We start from the raw sequence: 25784 nt of genomic DNA on the forward strand, positions 1-25784 counted from the left end.
CGGATCGACGGACCGGGTGGACGTCCCGGTCGAAGCCCTGGCCGCCCTGGCCGAGCGGGAACAGGTCGGCAGCCTGCACGTGACCCTGCGGCCGGATCCGCGGTGGCTGTCGGAGACCGAACGCGACGAGGCGGCCAAGCGGGTCGACGACGCGCTCGCGGTGGCGGGCCTGGTGGACCGCCGCGGCCGTGCCACCGCCGCCTTCCTCGACTGGCTTCCGCTGCTGGTGCGGCCGGTGGTCGAGTACTACGGCTGGGTGGCCACCGGGGACCGGACCTACGGCGTGCTCGCCGCGTCGAGCGGGATGCAGGCGGTGCTCGCGGTCTCGGACGGGGAGCAGGTCGGCGTCCAGGAGATCGACCGGAACGCAGTGCTGGAGACGCTCGTCGCCCAGCTGCCGCAGGTCGGTCCCGGCGGCGGGCAGCCGCGCAGTGTCCTGGTCGGGGACCTCACCGACGCGGCGCACCGCGGCGCGGACGCCTATCCGCTGGATCCGGTGCTCGCCGACGTGGTGAACCTGGTGCGTCGCCCGGTGCACGGCAGCGGTGAGCTGTACGCGGGCCGTCGTGACGAGGTCGGCCGCTACAGCAGGCTCGAAGAGCCGTTGCACTACGCGGACACCGACTGGGGCCGCTACCTGAGCTACACCGTCGGCGCGGGTGCCGAAGCGGTGATCCGGATCGGCCCGGCCGGCCCGGCCGAATTGTGTGGCGCGCTGCGGGAGCTCGCCGATAGCCTCGCCTGATGCGCTATCCGGGTTCCGGCAAAGTTGGTCGGGGCCCGGCAGTGGGCGATGCGGAGGTGTGTGCGATCATCTCGTGGTGTGCGCCGGACCGGTTTTCGGGTCCGTGAAGGGCCCCTTCACAGACCTCCACACCGACTTTGCCGACACCCTGCGCTATCCGGAGATCGAACCGTACGACCACGGCCTGCTCGACGCCGGGGACGGCCACCAGGTGTACTGGGAGGTCTGCGGGAATCCCGCGGGCAAGCCGGCGGTCGTCGTGCACGGCGGGCCGGGCACCGGGTGTCGCGCCGGGATGCGCCGGTTCTTCGACCCCGAGCACTACCGTGTGGTGCTGTTCGACCAGCGCGGCTGCGGCCGGAGCACCCCGCATGCCGGGGACACCGCCGAAGCGCTGACCGCGAACACGGCCGGGCATCTGATGCAGGACATGGAGCTGCTGCGCACCACGCTGGGGGTGGAGAAGTGGCTGGTGTTCGGCGGTTCCTGGGGTTCGGTGCTCGGGCTGAGCTACGCCGTGCGGCATCCGGACCGGGTCAGCGAGCTGGTGCTGGCGGGCCTGGCTACCGATCGGCGCGTGGAGATCGAACTGCTCACGCGTGATCTCGGCAGCATGTTCCCGGAGGCGTACGCGCAATTCCGCGCGGGCGTCCCGGAGGGCGAAGACGATGTCGTGTCGGCGTACTACCGGCTGTTGCTCGACCCGGACCCCGCAGTGCACGAAGAAGCCGCGCGGCGCTGGTGTGCCTGGGAAGACGCCCTGGTGCCCGGCGTGCCGGTTCCGGCCCTCTTCGACGACCCGCGGGCGCGGCTCTGCTTCGCCCGCCTCGTCACGCACTATTTCTCCCACGGATGCTTCCTGGAAGACGGCGCGATCCTGCGCGACGCCGCGAAGCTCGCGGGGATCCCGGCTGTGCTCGCGCAGGGGATGCTGGATCTCAGCAGCCTGAGCGGTACGCCGTGGTTGCTGGAGCGCGCGCTGCCGGATGCGGAGCTGGTTCTGGTCGGCGGCGCCGGGCACACCACGTCCGTTCCGGCGATGGAGGACGTGCTGATCGGCGCCACCGACAGGTTCGCGCTCAGGGGATAGTGAGCGCGGGTGCGCCTCCGGGTGCGAGTGCCTCTTCGGCGCGGGCGGTGCGGGTGTTCTCGGCCAGCCGCAGCCCGGTGACGCGCGGCGGTATACGGTCCAGGTTCCACTCGGCCAGCAACAAGGCCACCTTCGCCTGCATTTCGGTGCGCAGCCGCAGGAACGAGTCGGCCGGGTCGGCGCCGACTTCGCCCAGCAGCAGCCACCAAGCCCACGCCGCGGCGCCTGCGTTCGCGACGAAGTCCGGAATCACGGCGACGCCCCGGGCGGAGAGCGCGGCCTCCGCCTCCGGTGTCGTCGCAGCGTTGGCCGCTTCGACGACTGCCTTGGCCTTCACAAGGTTCTCGTTGTCCACGCGGATTGCGTACGAGATCGCTGCGGGCACGAAGAGGTCGGCGTTGATACCGATCACTGCGTCGCGCGGGAGCGTGCGTACGCCGTCAGGAAGCTGTGTACGGTCGACTTCGCCAAAGCGGTCGCGCAGGTCGAGCAGCGCGGGCACGTCGAGGCCTTCGGGGTCGTAGAGGGTACCGGCGGCGTCGGCCACCGCGACCACCTTCATCCCGGCTTCGTGCAAATACCAGGCCGCGCCGCCGCCCATGGTGCCGATGCCCTGGATCGCCACCGTGGTCTCCGGCACTTCCCAGCTCCACGCATTGGCCGCGCCGAGGCACGCCTGCGCGACGCCGTAACCGCCGATCACGTCGCCGAGCAACTGGCCGCCCGGCACCGGCGCATTGAGCCCGGCCTGGACGCGACGCAGGGTGCGCGCCGGATCCGCCGACCGGTGAATCGCCGCGTGGTAGGACTGTTCAAGGCCCAGCTTCGCGAAGACCTCGTCGATCAGGTGCTGGGGCACGCCGAGGTCCTCCGCGGTCACCCAGCTCGCGTCGAGCCAGGGGCGCAGGAATTCGCAGAACCGCGTCAGCACGCCGAATGCTCGCGGGTCCTTCGGGTCGAAGTCGAGCCCGCCCTTGGCGCCCCCGACCGGGAGGTTGAAGGTGGCGGTCTTGTTCGCCATGCCGCGCGCGAGGTCGGCGACCTCGTCGACGGTGCAGCCGGCGCGCATCCGCGTACCGCCGGTTGCCATCCCGGACACCAGGCTGTGCACGACCAGGTAGCCGTGGGCGCCGGTGACCGGGTCGGTCCACGTGAGCCTCATCAGCGGTTCGGCGTTCATCTGGCCCTTCACCTCCAGGAGTCCGGGGCGGCGCGGATGTGCCGCCGTCACTTTCGAGGGTGGTTGCAAAGGCACGGGCGCGTCCAGTTAACGAAGCTGCACGACGTTGTTTAGGGTTCGTACATGGAGCTTTCGTTGCACCGGTTGCGGATGCTGCGTGAGCTACGGCGGCGGGGGACCGTCACGGCCGCGGCTGCGTCGTTGCATTACACGGTTTCCGCGGTGTCGCAACAGCTTGCGCTGCTCGAACGGGACGTCGGGGTGAAGCTGTTCGAGCGGCTCGGCCGCGGGGTGCAGCTGACCGAGCTGGGTTTCCTGCTGACCGACCACGCCGAGGAGATCCTGGGTTCGGTCGAGCGTGCGACGCTGGCGCTCGAAGAGGCGCAGGGCACCATGTCCGCCCGGCTGACCGCCGGGGTGTGGGCGTCGGTCGCGTCGGGGCTGTTGCCGGGCGCGCTCACCTCGCTGGCCGCCGAACATCCGGGAATTCAGGTGCGCACCAGGGAATTGGCGCCGGAGGCGACCGCGGAGGCGGTGCGCGACGGCACGCTCGACCTGTCGTTCGTGATCGACTATTCGGACGCGCCGATGCGCTGGGACACCGGGCTGGAACGCGCGGTGGTCGCGGTCGAACGGCTGCACGCGGCGGTGCCCGCGGGCGCGGTGCCCGCGGCCACCGTGTCGCTCGACGCGCTCGCCGAGTATCCGTGGATCATGGCCAGCCCGCGGTCCCATTTCGGCCGTGCGATCCGGATCGCGTGCCAGCGGCACGGGTTCCAGCCGAAGATCAACCACGAGGTGGAGGAGCAGTCCACCGCGATGGTGCTGGTCGGCGCCGGGCTCGGCGTCACGCTCGTGTCCGATCTCGGGCTGCGGCTGCTGCGCCCGCCGGGGATCGACGTGGTCGCGCTGACCACGCCGCTGCTGCGCACGGTGTCGATCGCCTATCGCCGCACCGAGATCCGGCGTCCGGCCCTGCAGCTGGTGGTCGCCGCGGTGCAGACCTCGGCGGCGGAACTGGGGCTGGGCAGCGAACCCGAGCTGCCCTGAACGGGTCGCCCGGACCGGCGGCGCAGTGCGAGGAATATGCCGGGAAGTCCCGGTCGGGTACCGCCCGCCGCTCGGCCGTCCCGGTCACGAGCCCTGATTTTGTCGGAGCCCGCGTGTAGCGTCCGGAACCGATGAGGCCGCATCCCGTGGTCTCCTGAGCTGGACGGCGATACATGACTACGGTGCACGATTTTCCGGACCGGTCCGGGAGTGCGTCGGTGCCGGCGCTGTCGGACCGGGCGGCCGGGGAACGCTACGTCGCCTCGGTGTGCTTCAAGCACGGGCCGCCGAGGCTGGTGGGGGTGGAACTGGAGTTCACGGTGCACCACACCGGGGACCCGGCCCGCCCCCTCGACCCGGACCTGCTCGCCTCCGCGCTCGGCCCGCACGCCCCGCGGACCTTGCGCCCCGAAAGCCCCGCGGCCCCGCTCCCGGCCGGTTCGCCGGTGAGTCTCGAACCCGGTTGCCAGGTGGAGATCTCCACCCTCCCGCAGAGTTCCCTGCCCGCCCTGCGGGCGGCGGTGGACACCGATCTCGCGGCCCTCACCGCACTGCTCGCCCGCGCCGGGCTGGAACTCGGCGCCTCGGGCATCGACGCGCACCGCCCGCCGCGGCGCCGGTTGCACACCCCCCGTTACGCCGCGATGGAACGGCGGTTCGCCCCGCTCGGGCCGGGTGGGATCACCATGATGTGCAGTACCGCCGGGCTGCAGATCTGCGTGGACGCCGGGGAGCCCGACCGGTTCGCCGAGCGCTGGGCGGCCGCGCACGAGATGGGCCCGCCGTTGCTGGCCCTGTTCGCCAATTCCCGGATCCACCACGGCCGCGACACCGGGCACGCCTCCGCGCGCTGGCTCGCCGTGCTGGCGACCGAACCGGTGCGCACCCGCGCCGCGGAACCCGGCCCGGACCCCGAGCGGGCCTGGGCGCGGCGGCTGATGGACACCCCGATCATGGTGCTGCCGCGGGATTACCGGCCGTGGGATGCGCCGGAGGGGCTCACCTTCGCCGAGTGGATCGAGGGCCGCGGCGCGGCCGGGATGCTGCGCCGGCCCACCGCCGCCGATCTGGACTACCACCTCGGCACGATGTTCACCCCGGTCCGGCCGCAGGGCTATCTGGAGCTGCGGTACCTGGACGCGCAACCGCCGGGGCAGTGGCTGCCGCCGGTCGCCCTGGTCACCGCGCTGCTCGCCGGTCCGTCCACAGTGGAGCAAGTGCGCCGCCGGTGCGCCCCGGTGGCCGGACAGTGGGAGCAGGCCGCCCGCCACGGCCTCGCCGCGCCCGGAATGGCCGCGGTGGCAAGGGATCTGGTGGAGCTGGGCGGTGCCGTGCTGCCGTCCACCGGGCTGCCTGTCGAGACGGTCGCGGGGATCGTCGACGGGCTGCGTGCCCGGCTGGACGGATCAGGGAGGGACGGGCGGTGAGGGAGACTGCGGAATCGGGCTCGTCGTTCGTGCGGAGTTCGCGGGATTTGCGGGCGCGTGTGGCGCTGCCGACGGCGGTGCTGTCGGCCGGGATTGTCGCCGGGTTGCGTGCCTGGCTGGACGGGTCGGGGGAGGGATAGCGATGAGGGAGGTTGCGGAGTCCGGCCCGTTGCTCGTGCTGAGTTCGCAGGGGTTTGGGGTCGCGTGTGGCCGAGGCCTGTGCGCGGGGCGTCGCGCCGCCAGGCTGCGTGCGCGGCCGGGGGAGGGACGGGCGATGAGGGAGACTGCGGAATCGAGTTCGCAGGGTTTGCAAGCGCGTGTGGCCGGGCCGGCCCAGGTGCGGGCGCGCGGCGTCGCGCTCGCGGACTGCCTGCCGGCCCCGTCGCCGGGAACATCGCCGGGCCGTGTGCCCGGCCGGACCGATCGAGGAAGGACGAGCGATGAGTGAAACTCCGGAATCCGGCCCGTTGCTCGAACTGAGTTCACAGGACCTGCGGGCACACGTGGCCGGGGCGCTGACCCGCGCCCGCGCCCGCAGCGTCGCGCTGACCGACGCGGTGGACGACGAGGATCTGATCCGCCAGCACTCGAAGCTGATGTCGCCGCTGGTCTGGGATCTCGCGCACATCGGCAGCCAGGAAGAGCTGTGGCTGGTCCGCGACGTCGGCGGCCGGGAGCCGCTGCGGCCGGACCTCGACGACCTCTACGACGCCTTCCAGCACTCGCGGGCCGATCGTCGCGCCCTGCCGCTGCTCGGCCCGGCCGAGGCACGCGCGTACGTGCGCGAGGTCCGGGAAAAGGCGTTGGACGTGCTGGAAAAGGCACCGATGAGCGGGCGCAGGCTCACCGAGAGCGCGTTCGCCTTCGGCATGATCACCCAGCACGAGCAGCAGCATGACGAGACGATGCTGGCCACCCACCAGCTGCGCCGGGGAGAGCCGGTGCTGCACGCGCCGGAGCCGCCACACGCGCCGTCCGGGCGGAGGCTCGCCGAGGTGCTGGTCCCCGGCGGCCGGTTCACCATGGGCACCAGCGCGGAGCCCTGGGCGCTGGACAACGAACGCCCGGCGCACGAGGTCGACGTACCCGCGTTCGTGCTGGACACCACGCCGGTCACCTGCGGGGAGTACCTGGAGTTCCTGGCCGGCGGCGGGTATGCCGAGCAGCGGTTCTGGAGCGCGGCAGGCTGGGCCTACCGGCAGGAACACGACATCACGGCGCCGCGGTTCTGGCATCGCGAGCCGGATGGCTGGTGGCGCACCCGGTTCGGGGTGCGCGAGCCGGTCCCGCTGCGGGAGCCGGTGGTGCACGTGTCCTATTACGAGGCCGAGGCGTACGCGAATTGGGCGGGCAAGCGGCTGCCCACCGAGGCGGAGTGGGAGAAGGCCGCGCGGTTCGATCCGGTGAGCGGCCGTTCCCGGCGATTCCCGTGGGGCGACGAGGAACCGACGGAGGCGCACGCCAATCTCGGCCAGCGGCATCTGCGCCCGGCCGAGGCGGGCGCGTATCCGGCGGGGCAGTCCCCGCTGGGCGTGCGGCAGCTGATCGGCGACGTCTGGGAGTGGACGAGCACCGATTTCCACGGCTACCCGGGGTTCGGCGCGTTCCCGTACCGGGAGTACTCGGAGGTGTTCTTCGGCCCCGAGTACAAGGTGCTGCGCGGTGGCTCGTTCGGCACCGGCGCGGTGGCCGTGCGCGGCACGTTCCGCAACTGGGACTACCCGATCCGGCGGCAGATCTTCGCCGGGTTCCGCTGCGCCCGAGATCCTCGGCCGGGCGAGGTGGCCTAGCCGGTATGTGCCGTCACCTCGCGTATCTGGGCGAGCCCGGCTCGCCTGCCGAGCCGGTGTTCACCGCCCCGCATTCATTGCTGGTGCAGTCGTACGCGCCGTGCGACATGCGCGGGGGCGGGTCGGTGAACGCCGACGGCTTCGGCCTCGGCTGGTACCCGGAGCCGGGCGCCCCGCCGCTGCGCTACCGCCGCCGGGAGCCATTGTGGACGGACGACGCGGCGCCGGCGCTGGCCGCTTCGGTGCGGAGCACGGCGTTCGTCGCCGCGGTGCGCAACGGCACCACCGGGATGCCGGTCACCGAGGCGGCGGCGGCGCCGTTCGCCGCGGACCGCTGGTTGTTCAGCCACAACGGCGTGGTGCGCGGCTGGCCGAAGTCGATGGCCGGGCTCGCCGGCCGGCTCGACGTGACCGAATTGCTCACGCTGGAGGCGCCCACCGATTCGGCTCTGCTGTGGGCCTTGTTGCGAGCACGGTTGCGCGCGGGCGAGGAGCCGCTGGCCGCGGTGCGAGCGCTCGTCGGGGAGGTGGTCGCGGCCGCACCGGGCTCGCGGCTGAACTTCCTGCTCACCGATGGCGAAATGCTCGTCGGCACCGCGTGGTCGCATGCCCTGTCCTGGCGGCGCACCGGGTCCGGGGTGCTGCTGGCCTCCGAGCCCGTCGACCCGGGCCCGGCCTGGCAGGCCGTGCCCGACCAGCACGCCGTGCGGATCACCGCGGACGGCGTCGACATTCTTCTCCTCGAATCCCCGTCACTGGAACGGAGTCCCCTCCGATGACCGAAGCGGACCTGCAGACCCACCGCACGGACGTGGCCGCCGAGCTGTGCGCGGACGTGCGGGCCGGCCTCACCGCCGAGCAGAAGTGGTTGCCGCCCAAGTGGTTCTACGACGCCGAGGGCAGCGCGCTGTTCGAGAAGATCACCGCGCTGCCGGAGTATTACCCGACCCGCAGCGAACGCGAGGTGCTCGCCGCGCGGGCGGCGGAGATCGCCGGGCTGACCGGGGCACGCACCCTCGTCGAGCTGGGTTCCGGATCGAGTGAGAAGACCCGGCTGCTGCTGGGCGCGCTGACCGCGCACGGCACGCTGGAGGCGTTCGTGCCGATGGACGTGTCGGAATCCGCGCTCGCCGAGGCGACCGCTGCGATCTCGGCGGACTATCCGGGGCTGGACGTGCGTGGTGTGGTCGGCGACTTCACCCGGCACCTGCGGCTGCTGCCCGGCAGCGCGCCCCGGGTGGTGGCCTTCCTCGGCGGCACGATCGGCAACTTCCTGCCCGCCGAGCGCGCCGCGTTCCTGCACTCGGTGCGGGAGGTGCTGGCCGAGGAGGAGTGGCTGCTGCTCGGCACGGACCTGGTGAAGGAGCCCGAAACGCTGGAGCGCGCCTACGACGACGCGGCCGGGGTGACCGCGGCGTTCAACCGCAACGTGCTGCGGGTGATCAACGCGCACCTGGGTGCGGACTTCGATCCGGACGCGTTCGACCACGTCGCGCAGTGGGACGCCGGGCAGGAGTGGATCGAGATGCGGCTGCGCGCGCAGCGGGACACCACCGTGCGCATCCCCGGTGCCGGGCTGGTCGTCGAGTTCGCCGCGGGTGAGCACATCCGTACCGAGGTGTCGGCGAAATTCCGGCCGGACGGGATCGCCGCGGAGCTGGCCGCCGCCGGATTCGCGGTGGTCCGCCGCTGGACCGACTCGCAGCGGCGGTTCGGGGTGAGTTTGGCAAGATCGGTGCGTGCGTAACCCCCTGGCGTCCCTCGCCCGCAGGCTCGGGTGGTGGCCGCCGCACACCTGATCATCGCGACCGATCGGCGCCTTACCGGTGGTCCGGCGGACGGGCGGACGGGCGGACGGGCGAGCCTGGTCGGGCTCGCCGGTCTGCCGTCCCTGCGGCTGACCACCAGCGGCCTGCCCCGCAGCACGAACCTGCTGTACTTCCCGCAGGGCCGGGATTTCGTGCTGACCGGCTCGAACTGGGCCGCCGGCGGCATCCGGCGTGGATCCGCAACCTCCGCGCCACGCCGGACGCGACGGTCGCCCTGCGCGGCCGGGCGGTGGCGGTGAAAGCCCGCGAGCTCGACGGCGAGGAGTACGACCGGATGTGGGCCGGGCTGCTCGAATTCTGGCCCGGCTACGCGATGGAACGCGCGGCCGCGGGCCGGGTGCTGCCGAGCTTCGTGCTGACCCGGCAATGACCTCGTGCCCCGCGCGATGACGGGGCCGCGCGGGTGGGATCCCTCCTTTCGACCGGTGCCCGGATTGGCCGCTTTGTGCGAGCCTCGATCGGGTGACGCGTCGTGGCCGGTCCACGACGCGCGGCGAGGAGGTCGATGTGAGAGCAGGCAGAACAGCGCGGATCGGGACGCTGGTCGCAGCGCTGGCGGTGACAGCGGCCGCGGTCACCGGGACCGCGGCGGCGGCACCGGGCAGCGGGGTGCGGGCGGCCGCGACCGGCAGTACCGCCGCGGTGAACTGGGGCGCGTGCACCAAGGCCGAACTCGCCGGGGTACCTGCCGACCAGGCGCAGCTGTACAGCTGCGCGCGGTACCGGGTGCCGATCGACCACGACGACGCCTCGCTGGGCACGATCGACCTGGCGCTCATGAAGCGGGCCGCGAAGGTGCCGGGGCAGCGGATCGGGTCGCTGTTCCTCAACCCGGGCGGTCCCGGCGGGTCCGGCCTGGGCATGCCCAAACGTGGTGACAAGTACTTCCAGCCGCAGGTGCTGGACCGCTTCGACCTGATCGGGTTCGACCCGCGCGGGGTCGGCGCCAGCAACCCGTTGCGCTGCTTCACCACCGCCGAGGACGCCCACGACGTGAAGCTCGGGCAGATCTCGGTCCCGATCTCCCGCGCGGAGATCTCCGCTGCCATGGCGTCCTTCCGCGACTACGGCCAGTTCTGCCGCCGCAACGCGGGCACGTTGCTCGACCACATGTCCACCCGGGACGTCGTGCGAGATCTCGACAAGCTGCGCGCCGCGGTGGGGGACAAGCAGCTGAGCTTCGCCGGCTTCTCCTACGGCACGCTGATCGGGGCCACCTATGCCGCGATGTTCCCGCAGCAGACCCGGGCCATCGTCATCGACGGCAACGTCGACCCGGACCTGCGCACGAACGACGGCGTGACCTACGACGTCGCGCGGGCGCAGGGTTTCGAAATCGCCCTGGACGGTTTCCTGAAGCGCTGCGCCCAGGCGGGGAAAGCGTGCGCGTTCGGCTCGGGCGACCCGCGGGCGAAGTTCGACGAACTGCGTGACCACCTGCGCGGCGAGCCGATCACCCTGTCCGGCGGCGAACGGTTCGACCTCGGCGCGCTGACCGACACGACTTCGGGCGCGCTGTACTCGCCGGGCCGATTCCCCAGGCTGGCCCAGGTTCTGCAGCAGGCCTACGACGTGCTGCACCCGACCGTGCAGAGCCAAAAGCAGCGTTATCCGGACCCGAAGCCCCTCATCGCGGCGCTGCGCGCCCAGAACACCCACGCGGACACGCACCCGGACAGCCCGTACACCGCCAACGACTCCTACTACGGCGTGAACTGCGCGGACAAGCCGATGGGCATCGGGCCGGACCAGGTGCCGGGGATCGCGGCCAAGGCGGAGCGGGAATCACCGACCTTCGGGCGCGGGCAGGTGTTCACCGACATCGCGGCCTGCTCGACCTGGCCGTCGGCGAAGACCTCCGACCCGTACCGCGGGCCGTGGCAGGCGCACACCGCCACCCCGGTGCTCGTCGTGAGCAATTTCTACGACCCGGCCACCCAGTACCGGTTCGGCCGGCGGATGGCCGCCGAGCTGGGCAACTCGCGGCTGCTCTCGGTGGACGCGTTCGGCCACTGCATCCTCGGCGACGCGAAGGGGGTGGACGAGGCGGCCGCGGCCTACCTGATCGACCTGAAGGTGCCCGCGGACGGCCAGGTCTTCCAGCCGGACACACAGCCGTTCGGCACCCCCGAACGGACCTGAACCGCCCGCCCTTCGGACGGAAAACCGGGCATAACGGCACACCCCTCTTGTCAGGTGCGGACGAACCCGTGAAAGTGTCCGCCAGTTGTTCACCCGAGGGGAGTTGACGTGCGGCGGTGGACGGTCTGGTATGCAGGTGCCGCCGCCCTTGTCGCCGCCGTCTCCGGCTGTGCGGAAGCCCCCGCCCAGGCCGATCCGATCGAGGTGACGCGGGCGGCGTGCGGCGCGGGCTGGGCCGCGCCGCCGCCAGGCCCGCAGACGCTGCGAATCCGCAACGCCGCCGCGGTCACGATGGAGGTCGAGCTGGTCGATCCGGCGACCGGCACCGTGTTCGGCGAGCTGGACGGCGTCGGCACCGGCACCACCCGGGCGTTGCCGGTCAATCTCGGCAACGGGGCGTACGCGCTGCGATGCGCACCCGAGGACGGGACACCGTTCGTCGGTCCGGCGGTGCAGGTGACCGGCGGTGCCGACCGCCCGGGGCCGGCCGTGGTGCCGGTGACCAATGCTGACCTGCTCGAACCGCTCAAGAAGTACCACGCGTACGTCGCCGATGGGCTCGGCACGCTCGTGGTCCAGACCGGTGCCCTCCGTAAGGCCGTACACGCGAGGGACCGGTCCGGCGCCGAGCGTGCCTGGCTCACCGCGCACCTGACGTACGAGCGGCTCGGCGCCGCCTACGACGCGTTCGGCGACGCGGACGGCGCGATCAACGGCACCACCGACGGCCTGCCCGAAGGTGCGGCCGATCCCGGGTTCACCGGCTTCCACCGCCTGGAAAACGGGCTCTGGCACGGTGAACCCGCCGCAGCGCTGGTCCCGGTCGCGGACCGGCTCGATGCGGACGTACGGCGGCTGCAGGCATCGTTCGCCGATGCGCAGATCGACCAGAACGACCTCGGGCTGCGGGCGCACGAGATCATGGAGAACACGCTCCAGTTCGAGCTGACCGGGCGGACCGACTACGGCAGCGGTACGAACCTGGCGACCGCGGGCGCCCAGGTCACCGGCACCCGGGCGGTCCTCGACGTGCTGCGCCCGCTGCTGGACAGCCGGTTCCCCGGGCTGAAGGACCTGGACGCCTGGCTCGGCCGCACCGAGCGTGATCTCCGCTCCGGCGCGGGCAAGTCACTGTCCTCAGTGGACCGCCGAACGCGGGAGCGCCTCAACGGAGACGTCGCGGAGCTGACCGAACGGCTCGCGCCGATCGCCGCGATCACCGAGCCGAGGAGGATCTCGTGACGCTGGGCAGGCGCGCCTTCCTCCGTGGCACCGCGGGTGCCGGGGCGGGACTCGCGGTGCTCACCGGCAGCGCAGCGGCGAGCGATGCCGCGCAGCCGTTTCACGGGCCGCGCCAGGCCGGGGTGCTCGCCGAACCGGCGCGGCATTCGGTGGTGGCCGCGTTCGACGTGATCGCGGAGAGCCGCGCGGAGCTGACCGAGCTGCTGCGCACGCTCACCTCGCGGGCGAGGTTCCTGACCGCGGGTGGCGCGCCCGCGGCGCTGGGCATCACCGGGCCACCGGCGGATTCCGGCGTGCTCGGTCCGGAGGTGCCCGGCGGGGCGGTGTCCGTGCTCGCCGGTGCGGGCGCTTCGCTGTTCGACGAAAGGTTCGGGCTCGCCGCGCGGAAACCGCCGAAGCTCAAGCAGATGCCGGCCTTCCCCGACGACGCCTTGGATCCGCAGTGGTGCCACGGTGATCTGAGCCTGGTCCTGAACGCCGCGGAGCCGGACATCGTGCTGCACGGACTGCGGGACCTCGCCCGCGCCACCCGCGGCGGGATGCAGCTGCGCTGGAAGATCGACGGGTTCAGCTCGCCGCCACGACCGTCCGGCACCCCGCGCAACCTGCTCGGCTTCAAGGACGGCACGGCGAACCCGTCACCGTCCGAAGCGGACAGTCTGGTGTGGACCGGCGAAGGCGGCAGCTACCAGGTGATCCGGCTGATCCGGATGCTCGTCGAGTTCTGGGATCGGGTCTCGCTGGCCGAGCAGGAGAACATGATCGGCCGCCGCCGCGACACCGGGGCACCGCTGGACGGCGCGGCCGAGCAGGACGCGCCGCGCTACGGCGAGGATCCGGTCGGCACCGTGATCCCGCTGACCAGCCACATCCGGCTGGCCAATCCGCGGACGCCCGGCACCGACGGCGACCGCGTCCTGCGCCGGTCGGTGAACTACGACCGGGGCGTGGACACCAACGGCAACCTCGACATGGGCCTCGTGTTCGCCTGCTATCAGCGCGATCCCGAGCGCCAGTTCGAGACCGTGCAGCGGCGGCTGGCGGGCGAGCCGCTCACCGACTATGTCTCGCCGTTCGGGGGCGGGTACTTCCACCTGTTCCCCGGCGTGCGGGATCCGGCCGACCACTACGGCCGGGCACTGCTGAGCTGAGCGGAAAGGGGTCATCAGTGGACCGGACCAGGCGAGCGCGCGTCACCACGGCAGTGGCGCTGGCCGCGACCGCGGCGTTGGCCGCGGCGTGCGCGAGCAGTGCGCCGGAACGGCCGGCGTATGCGGTGGCGGCGGAGGGCTTCGGCACCGCCACCCCGATCAAGCACGTGGTGGTGATCTTCGGCGAGAACATCTCGTTCGACCACTACTTCGGCACATATCCGAACGCCACCAACGAAAACGGCACCCCGTTCCACGCCACGCCGGGCACCCCGGCCGTGAACGGCCTGACGCCGCAGCTGCTGCATGACAACCCGAACGCCTACAACCCGAAGCGGCTGAGTCCCGACCAGGCGCTCACCTGCGACCAGGCGCACGATTACAACAAAGAACAAGCCGCCTTCCACGACGGGAAGATGGACAAGTTCGTCGAGCACACCGAAAAGGACAAGTGCACCGGGCAGCCGGTGCTCTTCGGCGAGCCCGGCCTGGTGATGGACTACTTCGACGGCAACACCGTCACCGCGATGTGGAATTACGCGCAGCACTACGCGCTGAACGACAACTCGTTCGACACGGTGTTCGGCCCGTCCAGCCCCGGCGCGATCAACCTGATCTCCGGCCAGACCCACGGCCTGCAGCCGGTGGATTCGGTGACCGGGGAGCCGAAGGTCGATCCGAACACCGCCGCCTCCCCGGACGCGCACGGGGTCGGCACCATGATCACCGACCCGGACCCGGCGTTCGACGACTGCTCCGGCAAGAACCACACCGCGGCCGACAACCTCGGCGCGTTTCAAGGCCGCAACGTCGGCGATCTGCTCGATCAGCGCAAGATCACCTGGGGCTGGTTCGAGGGCGGCTTCCGGCCCACCGGCGAGCAGCACGGGTACGCCGTCTGCGGGACCCAGCACCCGAACGTCGGCAAGCAGGACGTCGTCGACTACAGCCCGCACCACGAACCGTTCCAGTACTACCGTTCGACGGCCAATCCGAAGCACCTGCCGCCGTCCTCCCCGGCCGCGATCGGGCAGCCCGACCAGGCCAATCACCAGTACGACGTGGCGGACTTCGACGACGCGCTGAAGGCGGGCGCCATGCCCGCGGTGAGCTTCCTGAAGGCACCGTCCTATCAGGACGGTCACGCCGGCTACTCGGACCCGCTCGACGAGCAGGCGTTCGTGGTGGACCAGGTGAACCGGATCCAGGCGTCCCCGCAGTGGTCCTCGACCGCGATCGTGCTCGCCTACGACGATTCCGACGGCTGGTACGACCACGTGCCGTCGAAGATCGTCAACGGCTCGCGGGACCGCGCGCAGGATTCCCCGGTGTGCTCGTCGCAGGCGCCCGGCCTCGGCGGGGCGGCCGACCGCTGCGGATACGGTCCGCGGCTGCCGCTGCTCGTGCTCTCGCCCTACAGCCGGGTCAACCACGTCGACCACACGATGACCGACCAGACCTCGGTCCTGCGGTTCATCGAGGACAACTGGCGGCTGGGCCGGATCGGCGGCGGCTCCTACGACGCGCTCGCCGCCCCGCTCACCGGCATGTTCGACTTCACCCGCCCCCACGCCGAACCCCTGCCGCTGAACCCCCGCACCGGCGCCCCCACGCGCTGAGGCCCCCGAAACGCTGTGAAGGGCACCTTCACGGACGCTGAGTCCGTGAAGGTGCCCTTCACAGCTTGATGGCCGCGGTGAATCAGGAGCGGGTCATCTTGCGCAGCACGTACTGCAGGATGCCGCCGTTGCGGTAGTAGTCCGCCTCACCCGGGGTGTCGATCCGGACGACCGCGTCGAACTCGACCTTCGTGCCGTCGGTCCTGGTGGCGGTCACGTGCACGGTGGCCGGGGTGCTGCCCTCGTTCAGCGCGGTGATGCCGGCGATGTCGAACGTCTCGGTGCCGTCCAGCTTCAGCGAAGCGGCCGACTCGCCCTCCGGGAACTGCAGCGGGATGACGCCCATGCCGATCAGGTTCGACCGGTGGATCCGCTCGAACGACTCGGAGATGACCGCGCGCACGCCCAGCAGCGACGTGCCCTTGGCCGCCCAGTCACGCGACGAGCCGGAGCCGTACTCCTTGCCGCCCAGTACCACCAGCGGGGTGCCCGCGGCGGCGTAGTTCTGCGCGGCGTCGTAGATGAACGCCTGCGGCGCGCCCTCCTGGGTGAAGTCCCGGGTGTAGCCGCCCTGCACGTCGTCCAGCAGCTGGTTGCGCAGCCGGATGTTGGCGAAGGTCCCGCGGATCATCACCTCGTGGTTGCCGCGGCGCGAGCCGTAGGAGTTGAAGTCCTTGCGCTCGATGCCGTGCTCGGTGAGGTAGCGCCCGGCGGGGGAGTCGGCCTTGATCGCGCCGGCCGGCGAGATGTGGTCGGTGGTGACCGAGTCGCCCAGCTTCGCCAGCACGCGCGCCCCGGAGATGTCCTCGACCGGCGAGGGCTCGGCGGCCATCCCGTCGAAGTACGGAGGCTTGCGCACGTAGGTGCTCTCGGCGTCCCACTCGAAAGTCTTGCCCTGCGGGGTGGGCAGTGCCTTCCAGCGCTCGCCGCCGTCGAACACGTCCGCGTAGTCCTTGGAGAACATCTCCTGGGTGATCGCGGAGTCGATGGTCTCCTGGATCTCCTGCGCCGAGGGCCACAGGTCCTTCAGGAACACGTCGTTGCCCTGCTGGTCGGTGCCCAGCGGCTGGTGCTCGAAGTCGAAGTCCATCGTGCCGGCCAGCGCGTAGGCGATCACCAGCGGCGGCGAGGCCAGGTAGTTCATCTTCACGTCCGGGTTGATCCGGCCCTCGAAGTTCCGGTTGCCCGAGAGCACCGAGACCACGGTGAGGTCGTTCTCCTGCACCGCGGCGGAGATCTCCTCGGGCAGCGGGCCGGAGTTGCCGATGCAGGTGGTGCAGCCGTAGCCGACCAGGTGGTAGCCCAGCTTCTCCAGGTACGGCCAGAGACCGGCCTTCTCGTAGTAGTCGGTGACCACCTGCGAGCCCGGGGCCATCGAGGTCTTCACCCACGGCTTGACCGACAGGCCCTTGTCCACCGCGTTGCGCGCGAGCAGCGCCGCGCCGAGCATGACCGACGGGTTGGAGGTGTTGGTGCAGGAGGTGATCGAGGCGATCACCACGGCGCCGTGGTCGAGGATGAACTCGCCGTGGTCGGCGCTGGACACCTTGACCGGCTTGCTCGGCCGGCCGGTCGCCCCGTTGGCCGCGGACTGCACCGGCACCGCGGTCTCGTCCTTGAACGACAGCGCGGCCGGGTCGGAGGCCGGGAAGGTCTCCTCGACCGTCTCGTCCACATTGGTGTGCGGGGTGGGCAGCTCGTCCTCGGCGTAGTCGTGCACCGACTTGCGGAACGAGGACTTCGCGTCGGACAGCTCGATGCGGTCCTGCGGGCGCTTCGGCCCGGCGATCGACGGGACGACCGTGGACAGGTCCAGCTCCAGGTACTCGGAGTAGGTCGCCTCGTGGGACGGGTCGTGCCAGAGGCCCTGCTCCTTGGCGTACGCCTCGACCAGGGCAACCTGCTCGGCCGAGCGGCCGGTGAGCTTGAGGTAGCGGATGGTCTCGTCGTCGATCGGGAAGATCGCCGCGGTGGAGCCGAATTCCGGGCTCATGTTGCCGATGGTGGCGCGGTTGGCCAGCGGCACCTGGGCGACGCTCCGGCCGTAGAACTCGACGAACTTGCCGACCACGCCGTGGCGGCGCAGCATCTCGGTGATGGTGAGCACGACGTCGGTCGCGGTCACCCCGGCCGGGATCTCGCCGGTCAGCTTGAAGCCGACCACGCGCGGGATCAGCATGGACACCGGCTGGCCCAGCATGGCCGCCTCGGCCTCGATGCCGCCGACGCCCCAGCCCAGCACGCCCAGGCCGTTGACCATGGTGGTGTGCGAGTCGGTGCCGACGCAGGAGTCGGGGTAGGCCTGGCCGCCCCGGGCCATCACGGTGCGCGCCAGGTGCTCGATGTTGACCTGGTGCACGATGCCGGTGCCCGGCGGGACGACCTTGAACTCGTCGAAGGCGCCCTGGCCCCAGCGCAGGAACTGGTAGCGCTCGCGGTTGCGGCCGTACTCGATCTCCACGTTGCGCTCGAAGGCGTCCGCGCGGCCGAACACGTCGATGATCACCGAGTGGTCGATGACCAGCTCGGCCGGGGCCAGCGGGTTGACCTTGTCCGGGTCGCCGCCGAGGTCGGTCACCGCCTCGCGCATGGTGGCCAGGTCGACCACGCACGGCACGCCGGTGAAGTCCTGCATGATCACGCGCGCGGGGGTGAACTGGATCTCCACCGACGGGTCGGCGCCGGCGTCCCAGCCGCCGAGGGCGCGGATGTGCCCGGCGGTGATGTTCGCGCCGTCCTCGGTCCGCAGCAGGTTCTCGAGCAGGATCTTGAGGCTGTAGGGCAGCCGCTGCGAGCCCTCGACCTTGTCGAGGCGGAAGATCTCGTACGAGCTTTCGCCCACCTTCAGCGTGTCTTTCGCGCCGAAGCTGTCCTTGCTGGCAGATGCAGTCACTTCAAACTCCAGTGGCGGGGGCTCGCGCCTGCGCGGCGTCCGCCCCGGGTCAGTTCGGTGGTGTGCCGGGGTCGTCGGGCCGGCCCCGGCCGAGTCTTGCGCACTCCCACGGTAGGGCCGGAAGCGGGAGCGCACACCTCGTCGTCGCCTAAACAGTACGCGCGTCCTGTATTTCCTTCAAGGCGCCACGCGGGGTGACGCCCGCCATGCCGGAAACGCTCCCGGGCGCACTGCCGGAACCGTCCCCGGACGCGCCGCGCAAAGGTCCCCCGATCTGGGGAAATGGTGTTTACGGTGTGGGAGTTCCTGGTGAGGCTTGTGATAGTGGTGTGACTGCGGTGACGGCGGGTGTGCCCGGTGCCGGTGGTTCTGGACAGCGGAGGTGGCGGATCATGCGGATCCGGCGAGGTCTCGTGGTCGGCACGTTCGCGCTCGTCGCGCTGTACGGCGCGGCCGGGACCGGCCTCGCCATGCCGCCCCCGCCGCCGAACCCGAGCGACTCCGAGATCGACTCCTCCAAGGCGGCGGCGAACGCGAAAGCCGGCGAGGTCGGGAAGCTGACGAACCAGCTGGCCCAGGCCGAGCAGCAGCTCAGCTCGCTGCAGGACGACGTCGAGCTGAAGCAGGAACAGGCGATGAAGGCCCTGGTCGACCTGCAGACCGCGCAGGACGCGGCGGGCCAGGCGCAGCACGACGCGCAGGCCGCGCGCCGGGAGGCCGACGCCGCGACCGGGGCGATCGAGACGGCCCGCGAGGACCTGAAGAAGTTCGCCGCGGCCAGCTTCGAGCAGGGCAGCACGGTGGGGTCCATCTCCGCGTACCTGACCTCGGACAGCCCGAAGGACCTGCTCGCCCGTGCCCAGCTGCTCGACTCCATCGGCGGCTCGCGGCTGAACGCGCTGGACCGGCTCCAGCAGGCGCAGACCGAGAAGTCCAATAAGGACGCGGCCGCGCGCAAAGCGCTGGAGATTGCCCAGCAGAAGCAGGACGCGGCCACGCGGGCGAAGGGCGGGGCGGATGCCGCGCAGGCGGCCGCGGTGTCCGCGCAGCAGGCGCAGTCGGCGCAGAACACGCAGCTGGAAGCGAACAAGAACAGCGTCGAGCAGCAGCTGTACGCGGCGCAGGCGAAGGTCAGCGGGCTGCAGGGGCAGCGTCAGCGTTACCAGGACTGGGTGGCGCAGAAGCAGCGTGAGGACGAGGAGCGCGCGCGGCAGGCGGCGCTGCGCGCGAGCAGCAGCAACTCCGGCGGTGACAACGGTGACAACGGTGGCGGGGGTAGCGGCGTCCGCCGGCCGTCGCCTGCGGCCGGAGGCTCGATCGAAGCCGTCATCGCGCGGGCGTTGTCGAAGCTCGGTCTCCCGTACGCGTGGGGCGGCGGCAGCGGCAGCGGCCCGACCCGCGGCATCCGCGACGGTGGTGTGGCGGACGCCTACGGCGATTACCGCAAGATCGGGTTCGACTGCTCGGGCCTGATGATCTACGCCTTCGCGGGCGTACAGGGCCTGTCGCACTACAGCGGCTACCAGTACAACTCCGGTCGCCACGTACCGCTGTCTCAGATGCGTCGCGGTGACATGCTCTTCTGGGGCGGCTCGGCCGGTATCCACCACGTCGCGCTGTACCTGGGCAACGGGCAGATGGTCGAGGCGCCACAGTCGGGTTCCTACGTACGGGTCAGCCCGGTCCGCTACGGCGGCATCATGCCGTACGCGACCCGCCTCATCGGCTGAGCTGTCGAGCACTCCGTACTGGACTGTATGTGTACGGCGTCGTCGTGGTGATCGCGAGGAAACCCAGCCGTTCGAGGATCGGGCGGCTCGGGGGCAGTGCGTCGACCAGCAGGTACCGCGCGCCGTGAGCGCGCGCGACCGCCACGCGATGTGTGACCAGGGCGCGGTACAGGCCCCGTCCGCGCCAGCCGGGCAGGGTCGCGCCGCCCCAGAGACCGGCGAAGCCCGTGCCGGGCACAAGCTCCAGCCGCGCTGCGGAGACGAACCGGCCATCGGCTTCGGCTACGACGTGGGTGGTGGTGCCGTCGTCGGCGCGTGCCCGAGCGAGCAGGTCCGCGGCGACGGCGGCTTCGTCGTGGCCGAAGACGTGCGCGGTGAGGGAAGCGATGCGGAGCAGGTCATCCGTGCCGTGGGCTTCGCGTACGAGCGCGTCGCCGGCCGGTGGCGCGGACGGGGTGACCGCGTCGAGCGGCGCGACGAACACGGTTTCGGTGGGCTCGGCCGTGAAACCCGCGGCCAGGAGCCGCGCGGGCAGGTCGGCGGGGCGGTCGTGGCCGCGGGTCTTCCACTCGAACTCCTCACCGCGGCCGGTGAAGAACGCGCATTGCCGGGCGATCAGCGTGGCCAGCGCGTCGCCGTGCAGGCCGAGATCCGGGGGCCCGGCGATGAACCCGCGCCGTCCGCCGGTGATCCGGGTGAGCGGTCCGTCCATGCTGAGCTGCAGGCCGGGCTCGGGCCGGGTGAGTTCCGCGGCGCGCAGTTCGTGGTCGTAGGCGGCGAGCAGCCGCGCTGCGTCGGGCACCCGCGCACCGTAATGCGCGGCGGCTCGCGATGCACGCGGATTTGCCGGAACCGGCAAGCTGGAGTGGTGACGAAGCTGAGCGAAGCAGTCGACGACACCGGCAGCGCCGTGTCCGGTCCGGAGGCGGTACTGCGATTCCGGCGGGACGCTGCGGAGACCTGGATGGCGCGGCTGGTCGACCGGATCGAGCAGCGGCGGTACGACGTCCCAGCCGACCGGCTGCGCCCATACGAGGGCGACTCCGACGACGCCACGATCGAAGCGGTGCGGCCCGCATGACGGTCGCCGGGATCGTGCTCGCCGGGGGCGCCGCGCGCCGGATGTCCGGAGTGGACAAACCGGAGCTGGTCGTGCGCGGCAGCTCGCTGCTCGCGCGGGCGCTCGCGGCGCTGGCCGGAGTCCGCCCGCTGGTCGTGGTCGGCCCTGCCCGGCCCGGGTACCCCGGGGTGGTCTGGACTCGCGAACCTGTGCCCGGCACCGGCCCGGTGGCCGCGCTCGCCGCGGGACTCGGGCAGGTGGGGGACGCGCCGGTCACCGTGCTGCTGGCCGGGGATCTGCCGGGGATCCGGGAGTCCACAGTGGAACGTCTGCGGACGGCGCTGACCGGCGAAATGGACGGCGCGGTGTTGCTCGACGCGGCGGGGGAGCGGCAGTGGCTCGCCGGCGCGTGGCGTACCGCGGCCTTGCGTGGCGCCCTGCCCGAGGCGCCGGAGAACCGGTCGCTGCGTCGCACGCTCGGCGGGCTGCGAATCGCCGAAGTGCTGGCGGAGCAGGGGGAAGCCGAGGACATCGACACCCCCGAGGACTGGGCGCGGTACCGCTGAGACCGGCTTCACGGCTGTCACACCGCGGATGGGGTTGGCTACCGCTGCGGGAGGTGCGTGCCGCGCGCGGCGGCGGCGCCGTGAAGCAGTACGGTCGTGGGCGAGCCCGCGGAAGCAGAACCACTGGAGGAAAGAGTGACCGAGCCCGGCTACGCCGAGGGCGGCAACGGGCAGCAGCCCGGCACCCCGGCGCGGGACGCCCAGCTGCTGGAACGGACCGTCTTCGAGGTCAAGCGCGTCATCGTCGGGCAGGACCGGCTGGTGGAGCGGATGCTCGTCGGGCTGCTGGCCAAGGGCCACCTGCTGCTGGAAGGCGTGCCCGGGGTCGCGAAGACCCTGGCGGTGGAGACCTTCGCGCGGGTGGTCGGCGGCTCGTTCTCCCGGGTGCAGTTCACCCCCGACCTGGTGCCCGCGGATATCCTCGGCACCCGGATCTACCGGCAGGGCGCGGAGCGCTTCGACGTGGAGCTCGGTCCGGTCGTCGCGAACTTCGTGCTGGCCGACGAGATCAACCGGGCCCCGGCGAAGGTGCAGTCGGCGATGCTGGAGGTGATGGCCGAGCGGCACGTGTCCATCGGCGGCAAGACCTTCCCGATGCCGGATCCGTTCCTCGTGCTGGCCACCCAGAACCCGATCGAGAACGAGGGCGTGTACCCGCTGCCGGAGGCGCAGCGCGACCGGTTCCTGTTCAAGATCGTGGTCGAGTACCCCTCCGCCGAGGAGGAGCGCGAGATCGTCTACCGGATGGGCGTGACCCCGCCCGAGCCGCACGAGGTGCTCAGCCCGGCCGAGCTGGTCCGCCTGCAGGGCGTGGCCTCGCAGGTGTTCGTGCACCACGCGCTGGTCGACTACGTGGTGCGGCTGGTGCTGACCACCCGCACGCCGAACGAGCACGGCCTGACCGACGTCGCGGGCTGGGTGTCCTACGGTGCCTCGCCGCGCGCGAGCCTCGGCATCATCGCTGGGGCGCGGGCGCTGGCGCTGGTCCGCGGCCGTGACTACGTGCTGCCGCAGGACGTGGTGGACGTGGTGCCGGACGTGCTGCGGCACCGGCTCGTGCTCTCCTACGACGCGCTCGCCGACGCGGTGCCGGTGGAGCACATCATCACCCGCGTGCTGCAGACCGTGCCGCTGCCGCAGGTGTCCGCCCGTCCGCAGGGCGGGGCCGGGCCGGTGGCCGCGGGCGTCCCCGTCAGGTAGCCGCGTGGCCGGGAAGAACCAGAACGACGAGCGCCCGTCGTGGGCGCCGCCGGTGCTGCGCGGCGACCGCATGGCGGCCGGGCTGCGCACCCTCGAACTGGAGGTGCGGCGCCGGCTGGACGGGCTGTTGCAGGGCAATCACCTCGGCCTGGTGCCGGGACCCGGTTCGGAGCCGGGCGAGGCGCGGCCGTACCAGCCGGGCGACGACGTGCGGCGGATGGACTGGGCGGTCACCGCCCGGACCACCACCCCGCACATCCGGGAGACGGTGGCCGACCGCGAGCTGGAGACCTGGGTGGTCGCCGATCTGTCGGCGAGCCTCGATTTCGGCACCGCGCTGTGCGAGAAACGCGACCTCGTGGTGTGCGCGACGGCGGCTGTCGCGCACCTGACCGGCGGGGGCGGCAACCGGATCGGCGCGCTGATCTCGAACGGGCAGGGCATCACGCGGATCCCGGCGCGCGGCGGGCTCCCGCATGCGCGCGGCCTGGTCCGCAAGCTGGCCGAGACCTCGCGTGCGCCCGAAGGGGTGCGTGGTGATTTCACCGGGGCGCTGGAGAAGCTGCGCCGTCCGCCCCGGCGGCGTGGTCTGGGCGTGGTGATCTCGGACTTCCTCGGCCCGGCCGACTGGGAGCGTCCGCTGCGGGCGCTCGGCGGGCGGCACGAGCTGATCGCGGTGGAGATCGTCGACCCGCGCGACGTCGACCTGCCGGAGGTGGGCACGGTCGTGCTGGCCGACCCGGAGAGCGGAAAACAGCGCGAGGTGCACGCTTCGGCCTTGCTGCGCAAGGAGTTCGCCGCGGCCGCGCACGAGCACCGGCAGCGGGTCGCGGCCGGGATCCGCCGGGCCGGGGCGGCGCATCTGGTGCTGCGCACCGATTCCGACTGGATCGCCGATCTGGTGCGGTTCGTGGTGGCCCGCAAGCGCCGCTGGTCGGGAGGTGCCGCGTGAGTCTCACCGGGTTCACCGCGCCGTGGTGGTTCCTGCTGCTCATCGTGGTGGCCGGGGTCGTCGTCGCGTACGTGCTGGTGCAGCGGTCGCGGCGCCGGAGGGTGCTGCGGTTCGCGAATCTGGAGCTGCTGGATCGGGTGGCGCCGCGCGCGCAGGGCTGGATCCGGCACGTGCCCGCGGTGCTGCTGGTGCTCTCGATGCTGGTGCTGACCGTCGCGCTGGCCGGGCCGACCGCCCAGCAGCGGGTGCCGCGCAACCGGGCGACCGTGATGCTGGTGATCGACGTGTCGTTGTCGATGAAGGCCACCGATGTCGCGCCGTCGCGGCTGAAGGCGGCGCAGGACGCGGCGAAGCAGTTCGCGCAGAACATGACGCCGGGGATCAACCTCGGCCTGATCTCCTTCGCCGGGACCGCGACCGTGCTGGTCAACCCCACCACCGACCGGGCCGGGGTGAGCACCGCGATCGACAACCTGAGGCTGTCCGAGTCCACTGCCACCGGTGAGGGCATCTACGCGGCCATCCAGTCGATCCAGAACTTCTCCGCGGTGGTCGGCGGGGCCGAGGGGCCGCCGCCGGCGCGGATCGTGCTGATGAGCGACGGCAAGCAGACCGTGCCGCAGGACCTGTCCGCGCCGCGGGGGGCCTACACCGCGGCGCAGTCGGCGAAGCAGTCGAAGATGCCGATCTCGTCGATCTCGTTCGGCACCGAGGAAGGTTCGGTGGACATCGAGGGCAAGCGCGAGCCGGTGAAGGTCGACGACGCGTCGCTGCGGGAGATCGCGCATCTGTCCGGCGGTGAGTTCTACAAGGCGGCCAGCGCGGACCAGCTGAAACGGGTCTACGCGGACCTCGGCGAGCAGATCGGGTACGAGACCAAGGACGCGGACGCGAGCAAGCCGTGGCTGGTGGCCGGCACGCTGATCCTGATGATCGGTGCAGGCACCGCCCTGCTGTTCGGACAGCGGCTGCCGTGAAGCTGTGAAGGGGCCCTTCACAGCGGCAGAGTCCAGGGTGTCGGCAAAGTCGGTGTGGAGGTCTGTGAAGGGGCCCTTCACGGACTCTGAGTCTGTGAAGGGCTCCTTCACAGACCTGAAACCGGTCCGGTGCACGTCACGAGGTGGTCGCACACACGTCCGCATCGCCCGCTGCCGGGTCCCCGACCAACTTTGCCGGAACCCTGGCCTGAGAGTCCGTGAAGGACCCCTTCACGGACTTTCGAAGCCGTTCTGTCGCCAGGCCTCGTACACGGTGATCGCGGCGGTGTTGGCCAGGTTGAGCGAACGGCTGGTGGACAGCATCGGCAGCCGCAGCCGGTCGGTGACCTCCGGGGCGTGCTGTACCTCGTCGGGCAGGCCGTTGGACTCCGGGCCGAACAGCAGCACGTCCCCGGGCGCGTACGCGACGTCGGTGTACTGCCTGGCGGCAGACGCGCTGAACGCGTACACCCGGGCAGGCAGCAGCGCGCGCCAGGCTGCGGCGAGGTCGGCGTGTACCCGGACCCGGGCGAGGTCGTGGTAGTCGAGACCGGCACGGCGGAGCTGCTTGTCTTCGAGGGTGAAGCCGAGCGGCTCGACCAGGTGCAGTTCGCTGCCGGTGTTCGCGGCCAGCCGGATCGCGTTGCCGGTGTTCGGCGGGATTTCCGGGTGGTAGAAGAGAATGCGGAACACGGCGCGGCTCAGACCGGCTGAGGCAGGAAGGGCGTGTACCGGGCCAGCACCTCGTCCGGTGGCGGAGTGGGCCGCAGTGTCGCGGGGTCGACGAACACGTAGCGGGTCCGGATCTCGGTGGTGAGCTGCCCGTCGCGGCGGATCTCGTAGTCGAAGACCAGCGAGGTCGTACCGAGGTGGCCGAGGTAGGCCGACACGACCAGCTCGTCGTCGAACCGGCAGGGCAGGCGGTAGCGCAGGTTCGACTCGGCGACCACGACGTCCAGCCCGGTCGCCAGGAACTCCCGGTGCGAGCCGAACAGCGCCTTCTCCACTTCGAAGGACGCCATGTCCGCGTAGGAGAGGTAGTGCGCGTTGAACACCACGCCTTGTGCGTCGCATTCGTGGTAGCGCACCCGGACGGGCATTTCGGTGATGGCGCGGCGTTCGGTCACCAGGCCAATCTTGC

The 25784-nt window shown here is 71.5% G+C and carries 25 protein-coding genes; 20 read left to right on the forward strand and 5 right to left on the reverse strand.

Annotation, left to right across the window (positions count from 1 at the left end; genetic code table 11):
* Positions 1–16 precede the first annotated feature (16 nt).
* Together ATK36_RS04690 and pip are read left to right on the forward strand one after the other, a co-directional pair.
* On the forward strand, positions 17–745 hold the full coding sequence (locus ATK36_RS04690; protein WP_170069626.1) for an ESX secretion-associated protein EspG: 729 nt from the start codon (positions 17–19) through the stop codon (positions 743–745).
* Between the two features lie 148 nt (positions 746–893).
* Positions 894–1835 (forward strand): prolyl aminopeptidase, encoded by a 942-nt coding sequence (gene pip, locus ATK36_RS04695; protein WP_098510343.1) that lies wholly within the window; start codon positions 894–896, stop codon positions 1833–1835.
* On the opposite strand, the gene ATK36_RS04700 is transcribed toward pip, so the two are convergent.
* Positions 1825–3015, reverse strand: coding sequence for a Glu/Leu/Phe/Val dehydrogenase dimerization domain-containing protein (locus ATK36_RS04700; RefSeq protein WP_098509972.1), 1191 nt, complete (start codon positions 3013–3015; stop codon positions 1825–1827). The genes pip and ATK36_RS04700 overlap by 11 nt on opposite strands.
* Before the next feature lie 123 nt (positions 3016–3138).
* On the opposite strand from ATK36_RS04700, the gene ATK36_RS04705 reads away from it, so the two are divergent.
* From ATK36_RS04705 to ATK36_RS04750, 12 genes are all read left to right on the forward strand, one after another.
* Positions 3139–4065 (forward strand): LysR family transcriptional regulator, encoded by a 927-nt coding sequence (locus ATK36_RS04705; RefSeq protein WP_098509973.1) that lies wholly within the window; start codon positions 3139–3141, stop codon positions 4063–4065.
* Between the two features lie 173 nt (positions 4066–4238).
* On the forward strand, positions 4239–5492 hold the full coding sequence (locus ATK36_RS04710; RefSeq protein WP_098509974.1) for a glutamate-cysteine ligase family protein: 1254 nt from the start codon (positions 4239–4241) through the stop codon (positions 5490–5492).
* Positions 5489–5632 (forward strand): hypothetical protein, encoded by a 144-nt coding sequence (locus ATK36_RS32005; RefSeq protein WP_170069595.1) that lies wholly within the window; start codon positions 5489–5491, stop codon positions 5630–5632. Before ATK36_RS04710 ends, ATK36_RS32005 begins: the two co-directional genes overlap by 4 nt.
* A gap of 300 nt (positions 5633–5932) precedes the next feature.
* Positions 5933–7282 (forward strand): ergothioneine biosynthesis protein EgtB, encoded by a 1350-nt coding sequence (gene egtB / locus ATK36_RS04715; protein ID WP_098509975.1) that lies wholly within the window; start codon positions 5933–5935, stop codon positions 7280–7282.
* Positions 7283–7287: 5 nt separating this feature from the next.
* Positions 7288–8061 (forward strand): ergothioneine biosynthesis protein EgtC, encoded by a 774-nt coding sequence (gene egtC, locus ATK36_RS04720; protein ID WP_098509976.1) that lies wholly within the window; start codon positions 7288–7290, stop codon positions 8059–8061.
* A complete protein-coding gene (gene egtD / locus ATK36_RS04725; RefSeq protein ID WP_098509977.1) occupies positions 8058–9029 on the forward strand; it encodes an L-histidine N(alpha)-methyltransferase in 972 nt (323 codons plus the stop codon). Before egtC ends, egtD begins: the two co-directional genes overlap by 4 nt.
* A gap of 33 nt (positions 9030–9062) precedes the next feature.
* Positions 9063–9350, forward strand: a complete 288-nt coding sequence (locus tag ATK36_RS34590; RefSeq protein WP_425427353.1) for a hypothetical protein — start codon at positions 9063–9065, stop codon at positions 9348–9350.
* A complete protein-coding gene (locus ATK36_RS34595; RefSeq protein WP_425427365.1) occupies positions 9287–9481 on the forward strand; it encodes a nitroreductase/quinone reductase family protein in 195 nt (64 codons plus the stop codon). Before ATK36_RS34590 ends, ATK36_RS34595 begins: the two co-directional genes overlap by 64 nt.
* A 137-nt stretch (positions 9482–9618) precedes the next feature.
* Positions 9619–11253 (forward strand): alpha/beta hydrolase, encoded by a 1635-nt coding sequence (locus ATK36_RS04735; protein ID WP_245914336.1) that lies wholly within the window; start codon positions 9619–9621, stop codon positions 11251–11253.
* A gap of 108 nt (positions 11254–11361) precedes the next feature.
* On the forward strand, positions 11362–12495 hold the full coding sequence (locus tag ATK36_RS04740) for an EfeM/EfeO family lipoprotein (protein ID WP_098509978.1): 1134 nt from the start codon (positions 11362–11364) through the stop codon (positions 12493–12495).
* A complete protein-coding gene (locus ATK36_RS04745; RefSeq protein WP_098509979.1) occupies positions 12492–13646 on the forward strand; it encodes a Dyp-type peroxidase in 1155 nt (384 codons plus the stop codon). The genes ATK36_RS04740 and ATK36_RS04745 overlap by 4 nt, the downstream gene beginning before the upstream one ends.
* 17 nt (positions 13647–13663) lie before the next feature.
* Positions 13664–15265, forward strand: a complete 1602-nt coding sequence (locus ATK36_RS04750; RefSeq protein WP_098509980.1) for a phospholipase C — start codon at positions 13664–13666, stop codon at positions 15263–15265.
* Between the two features lie 82 nt (positions 15266–15347).
* On the opposite strand, the gene acnA is transcribed toward ATK36_RS04750, so the two are convergent.
* Complete coding sequence (gene acnA / locus ATK36_RS04755) at positions 15348–18158, reverse strand: aconitate hydratase AcnA (protein WP_098509981.1); 2811 nt, start codon at positions 18156–18158, stop codon at positions 15348–15350.
* Positions 18159–18550: 392 nt separating this feature from the next.
* On the opposite strand from acnA, the gene ATK36_RS04760 reads away from it, so the two are divergent.
* Complete coding sequence (locus ATK36_RS04760; RefSeq protein ID WP_170069596.1) at positions 18551–19888, forward strand: NlpC/P60 family protein; 1338 nt, start codon at positions 18551–18553, stop codon at positions 19886–19888.
* On the opposite strand, the gene ATK36_RS04765 is transcribed toward ATK36_RS04760, so the two are convergent.
* The gene (locus tag ATK36_RS04765; RefSeq protein WP_098509982.1) at positions 19878–20690 is read right to left on the reverse strand and encodes a GNAT family N-acetyltransferase; all 813 of its coding nucleotides are present in this window, start codon (positions 20688–20690) and stop codon (positions 19878–19880) included. The two genes, ATK36_RS04760 and ATK36_RS04765, sit on opposite strands and share 11 nt — an antisense overlap.
* A gap of 66 nt (positions 20691–20756) precedes the next feature.
* Here ATK36_RS04765 and ATK36_RS04770 point away from each other — a divergent pair, with 66 nt between their 5' ends.
* From ATK36_RS04770 to ATK36_RS04790, 5 genes are all read left to right on the forward strand, one after another.
* Entirely contained in the window at positions 20757–20969 is a 213-nt protein-coding gene (locus ATK36_RS04770) for a hypothetical protein (RefSeq protein ID WP_141544370.1), read from the forward strand.
* A complete protein-coding gene (gene mobA / locus ATK36_RS04775; protein WP_098509984.1) occupies positions 20966–21514 on the forward strand; it encodes a molybdenum cofactor guanylyltransferase in 549 nt (182 codons plus the stop codon). The genes ATK36_RS04770 and mobA overlap by 4 nt, the downstream gene beginning before the upstream one ends.
* 135 nt (positions 21515–21649) lie before the next feature.
* A complete protein-coding gene (locus tag ATK36_RS04780; protein WP_098509985.1) occupies positions 21650–22714 on the forward strand; it encodes an AAA family ATPase in 1065 nt (354 codons plus the stop codon).
* 70 nt (positions 22715–22784) lie between these two features.
* On the forward strand, positions 22785–23666 hold the full coding sequence (locus tag ATK36_RS04785; protein ID WP_245914422.1) for a DUF58 domain-containing protein: 882 nt from the start codon (positions 22785–22787) through the stop codon (positions 23664–23666).
* A complete protein-coding gene (locus tag ATK36_RS04790; RefSeq protein WP_098509987.1) occupies positions 23663–24643 on the forward strand; it encodes a VWA domain-containing protein in 981 nt (326 codons plus the stop codon). Before ATK36_RS04785 ends, ATK36_RS04790 begins: the two co-directional genes overlap by 4 nt.
* Positions 24644–24874: 231 nt before the next feature.
* Here ATK36_RS04790 and ATK36_RS04795 read toward each other — a convergent pair whose 3' ends face one another.
* Positions 24875–25336: a tRNA (cytidine(34)-2'-O)-methyltransferase gene (locus ATK36_RS04795; protein WP_098509988.1), complete on the reverse strand. Its 462-nt coding sequence runs from the start codon at positions 25334–25336 to the stop codon at positions 24875–24877.
* A gap of 8 nt (positions 25337–25344) precedes the next feature.
* The gene (locus ATK36_RS04800; RefSeq protein WP_098509989.1) at positions 25345–25773 is read right to left on the reverse strand and encodes an acyl-CoA thioesterase; all 429 of its coding nucleotides are present in this window, start codon (positions 25771–25773) and stop codon (positions 25345–25347) included.
* Positions 25774–25784 lie beyond the last annotated feature (11 nt).

The organism is Amycolatopsis sulphurea, from assembly GCF_002564045.1.
In the GTDB taxonomy this organism is placed as follows: domain Bacteria; phylum Actinomycetota; class Actinomycetes; order Mycobacteriales; family Pseudonocardiaceae; genus Amycolatopsis; species Amycolatopsis sulphurea.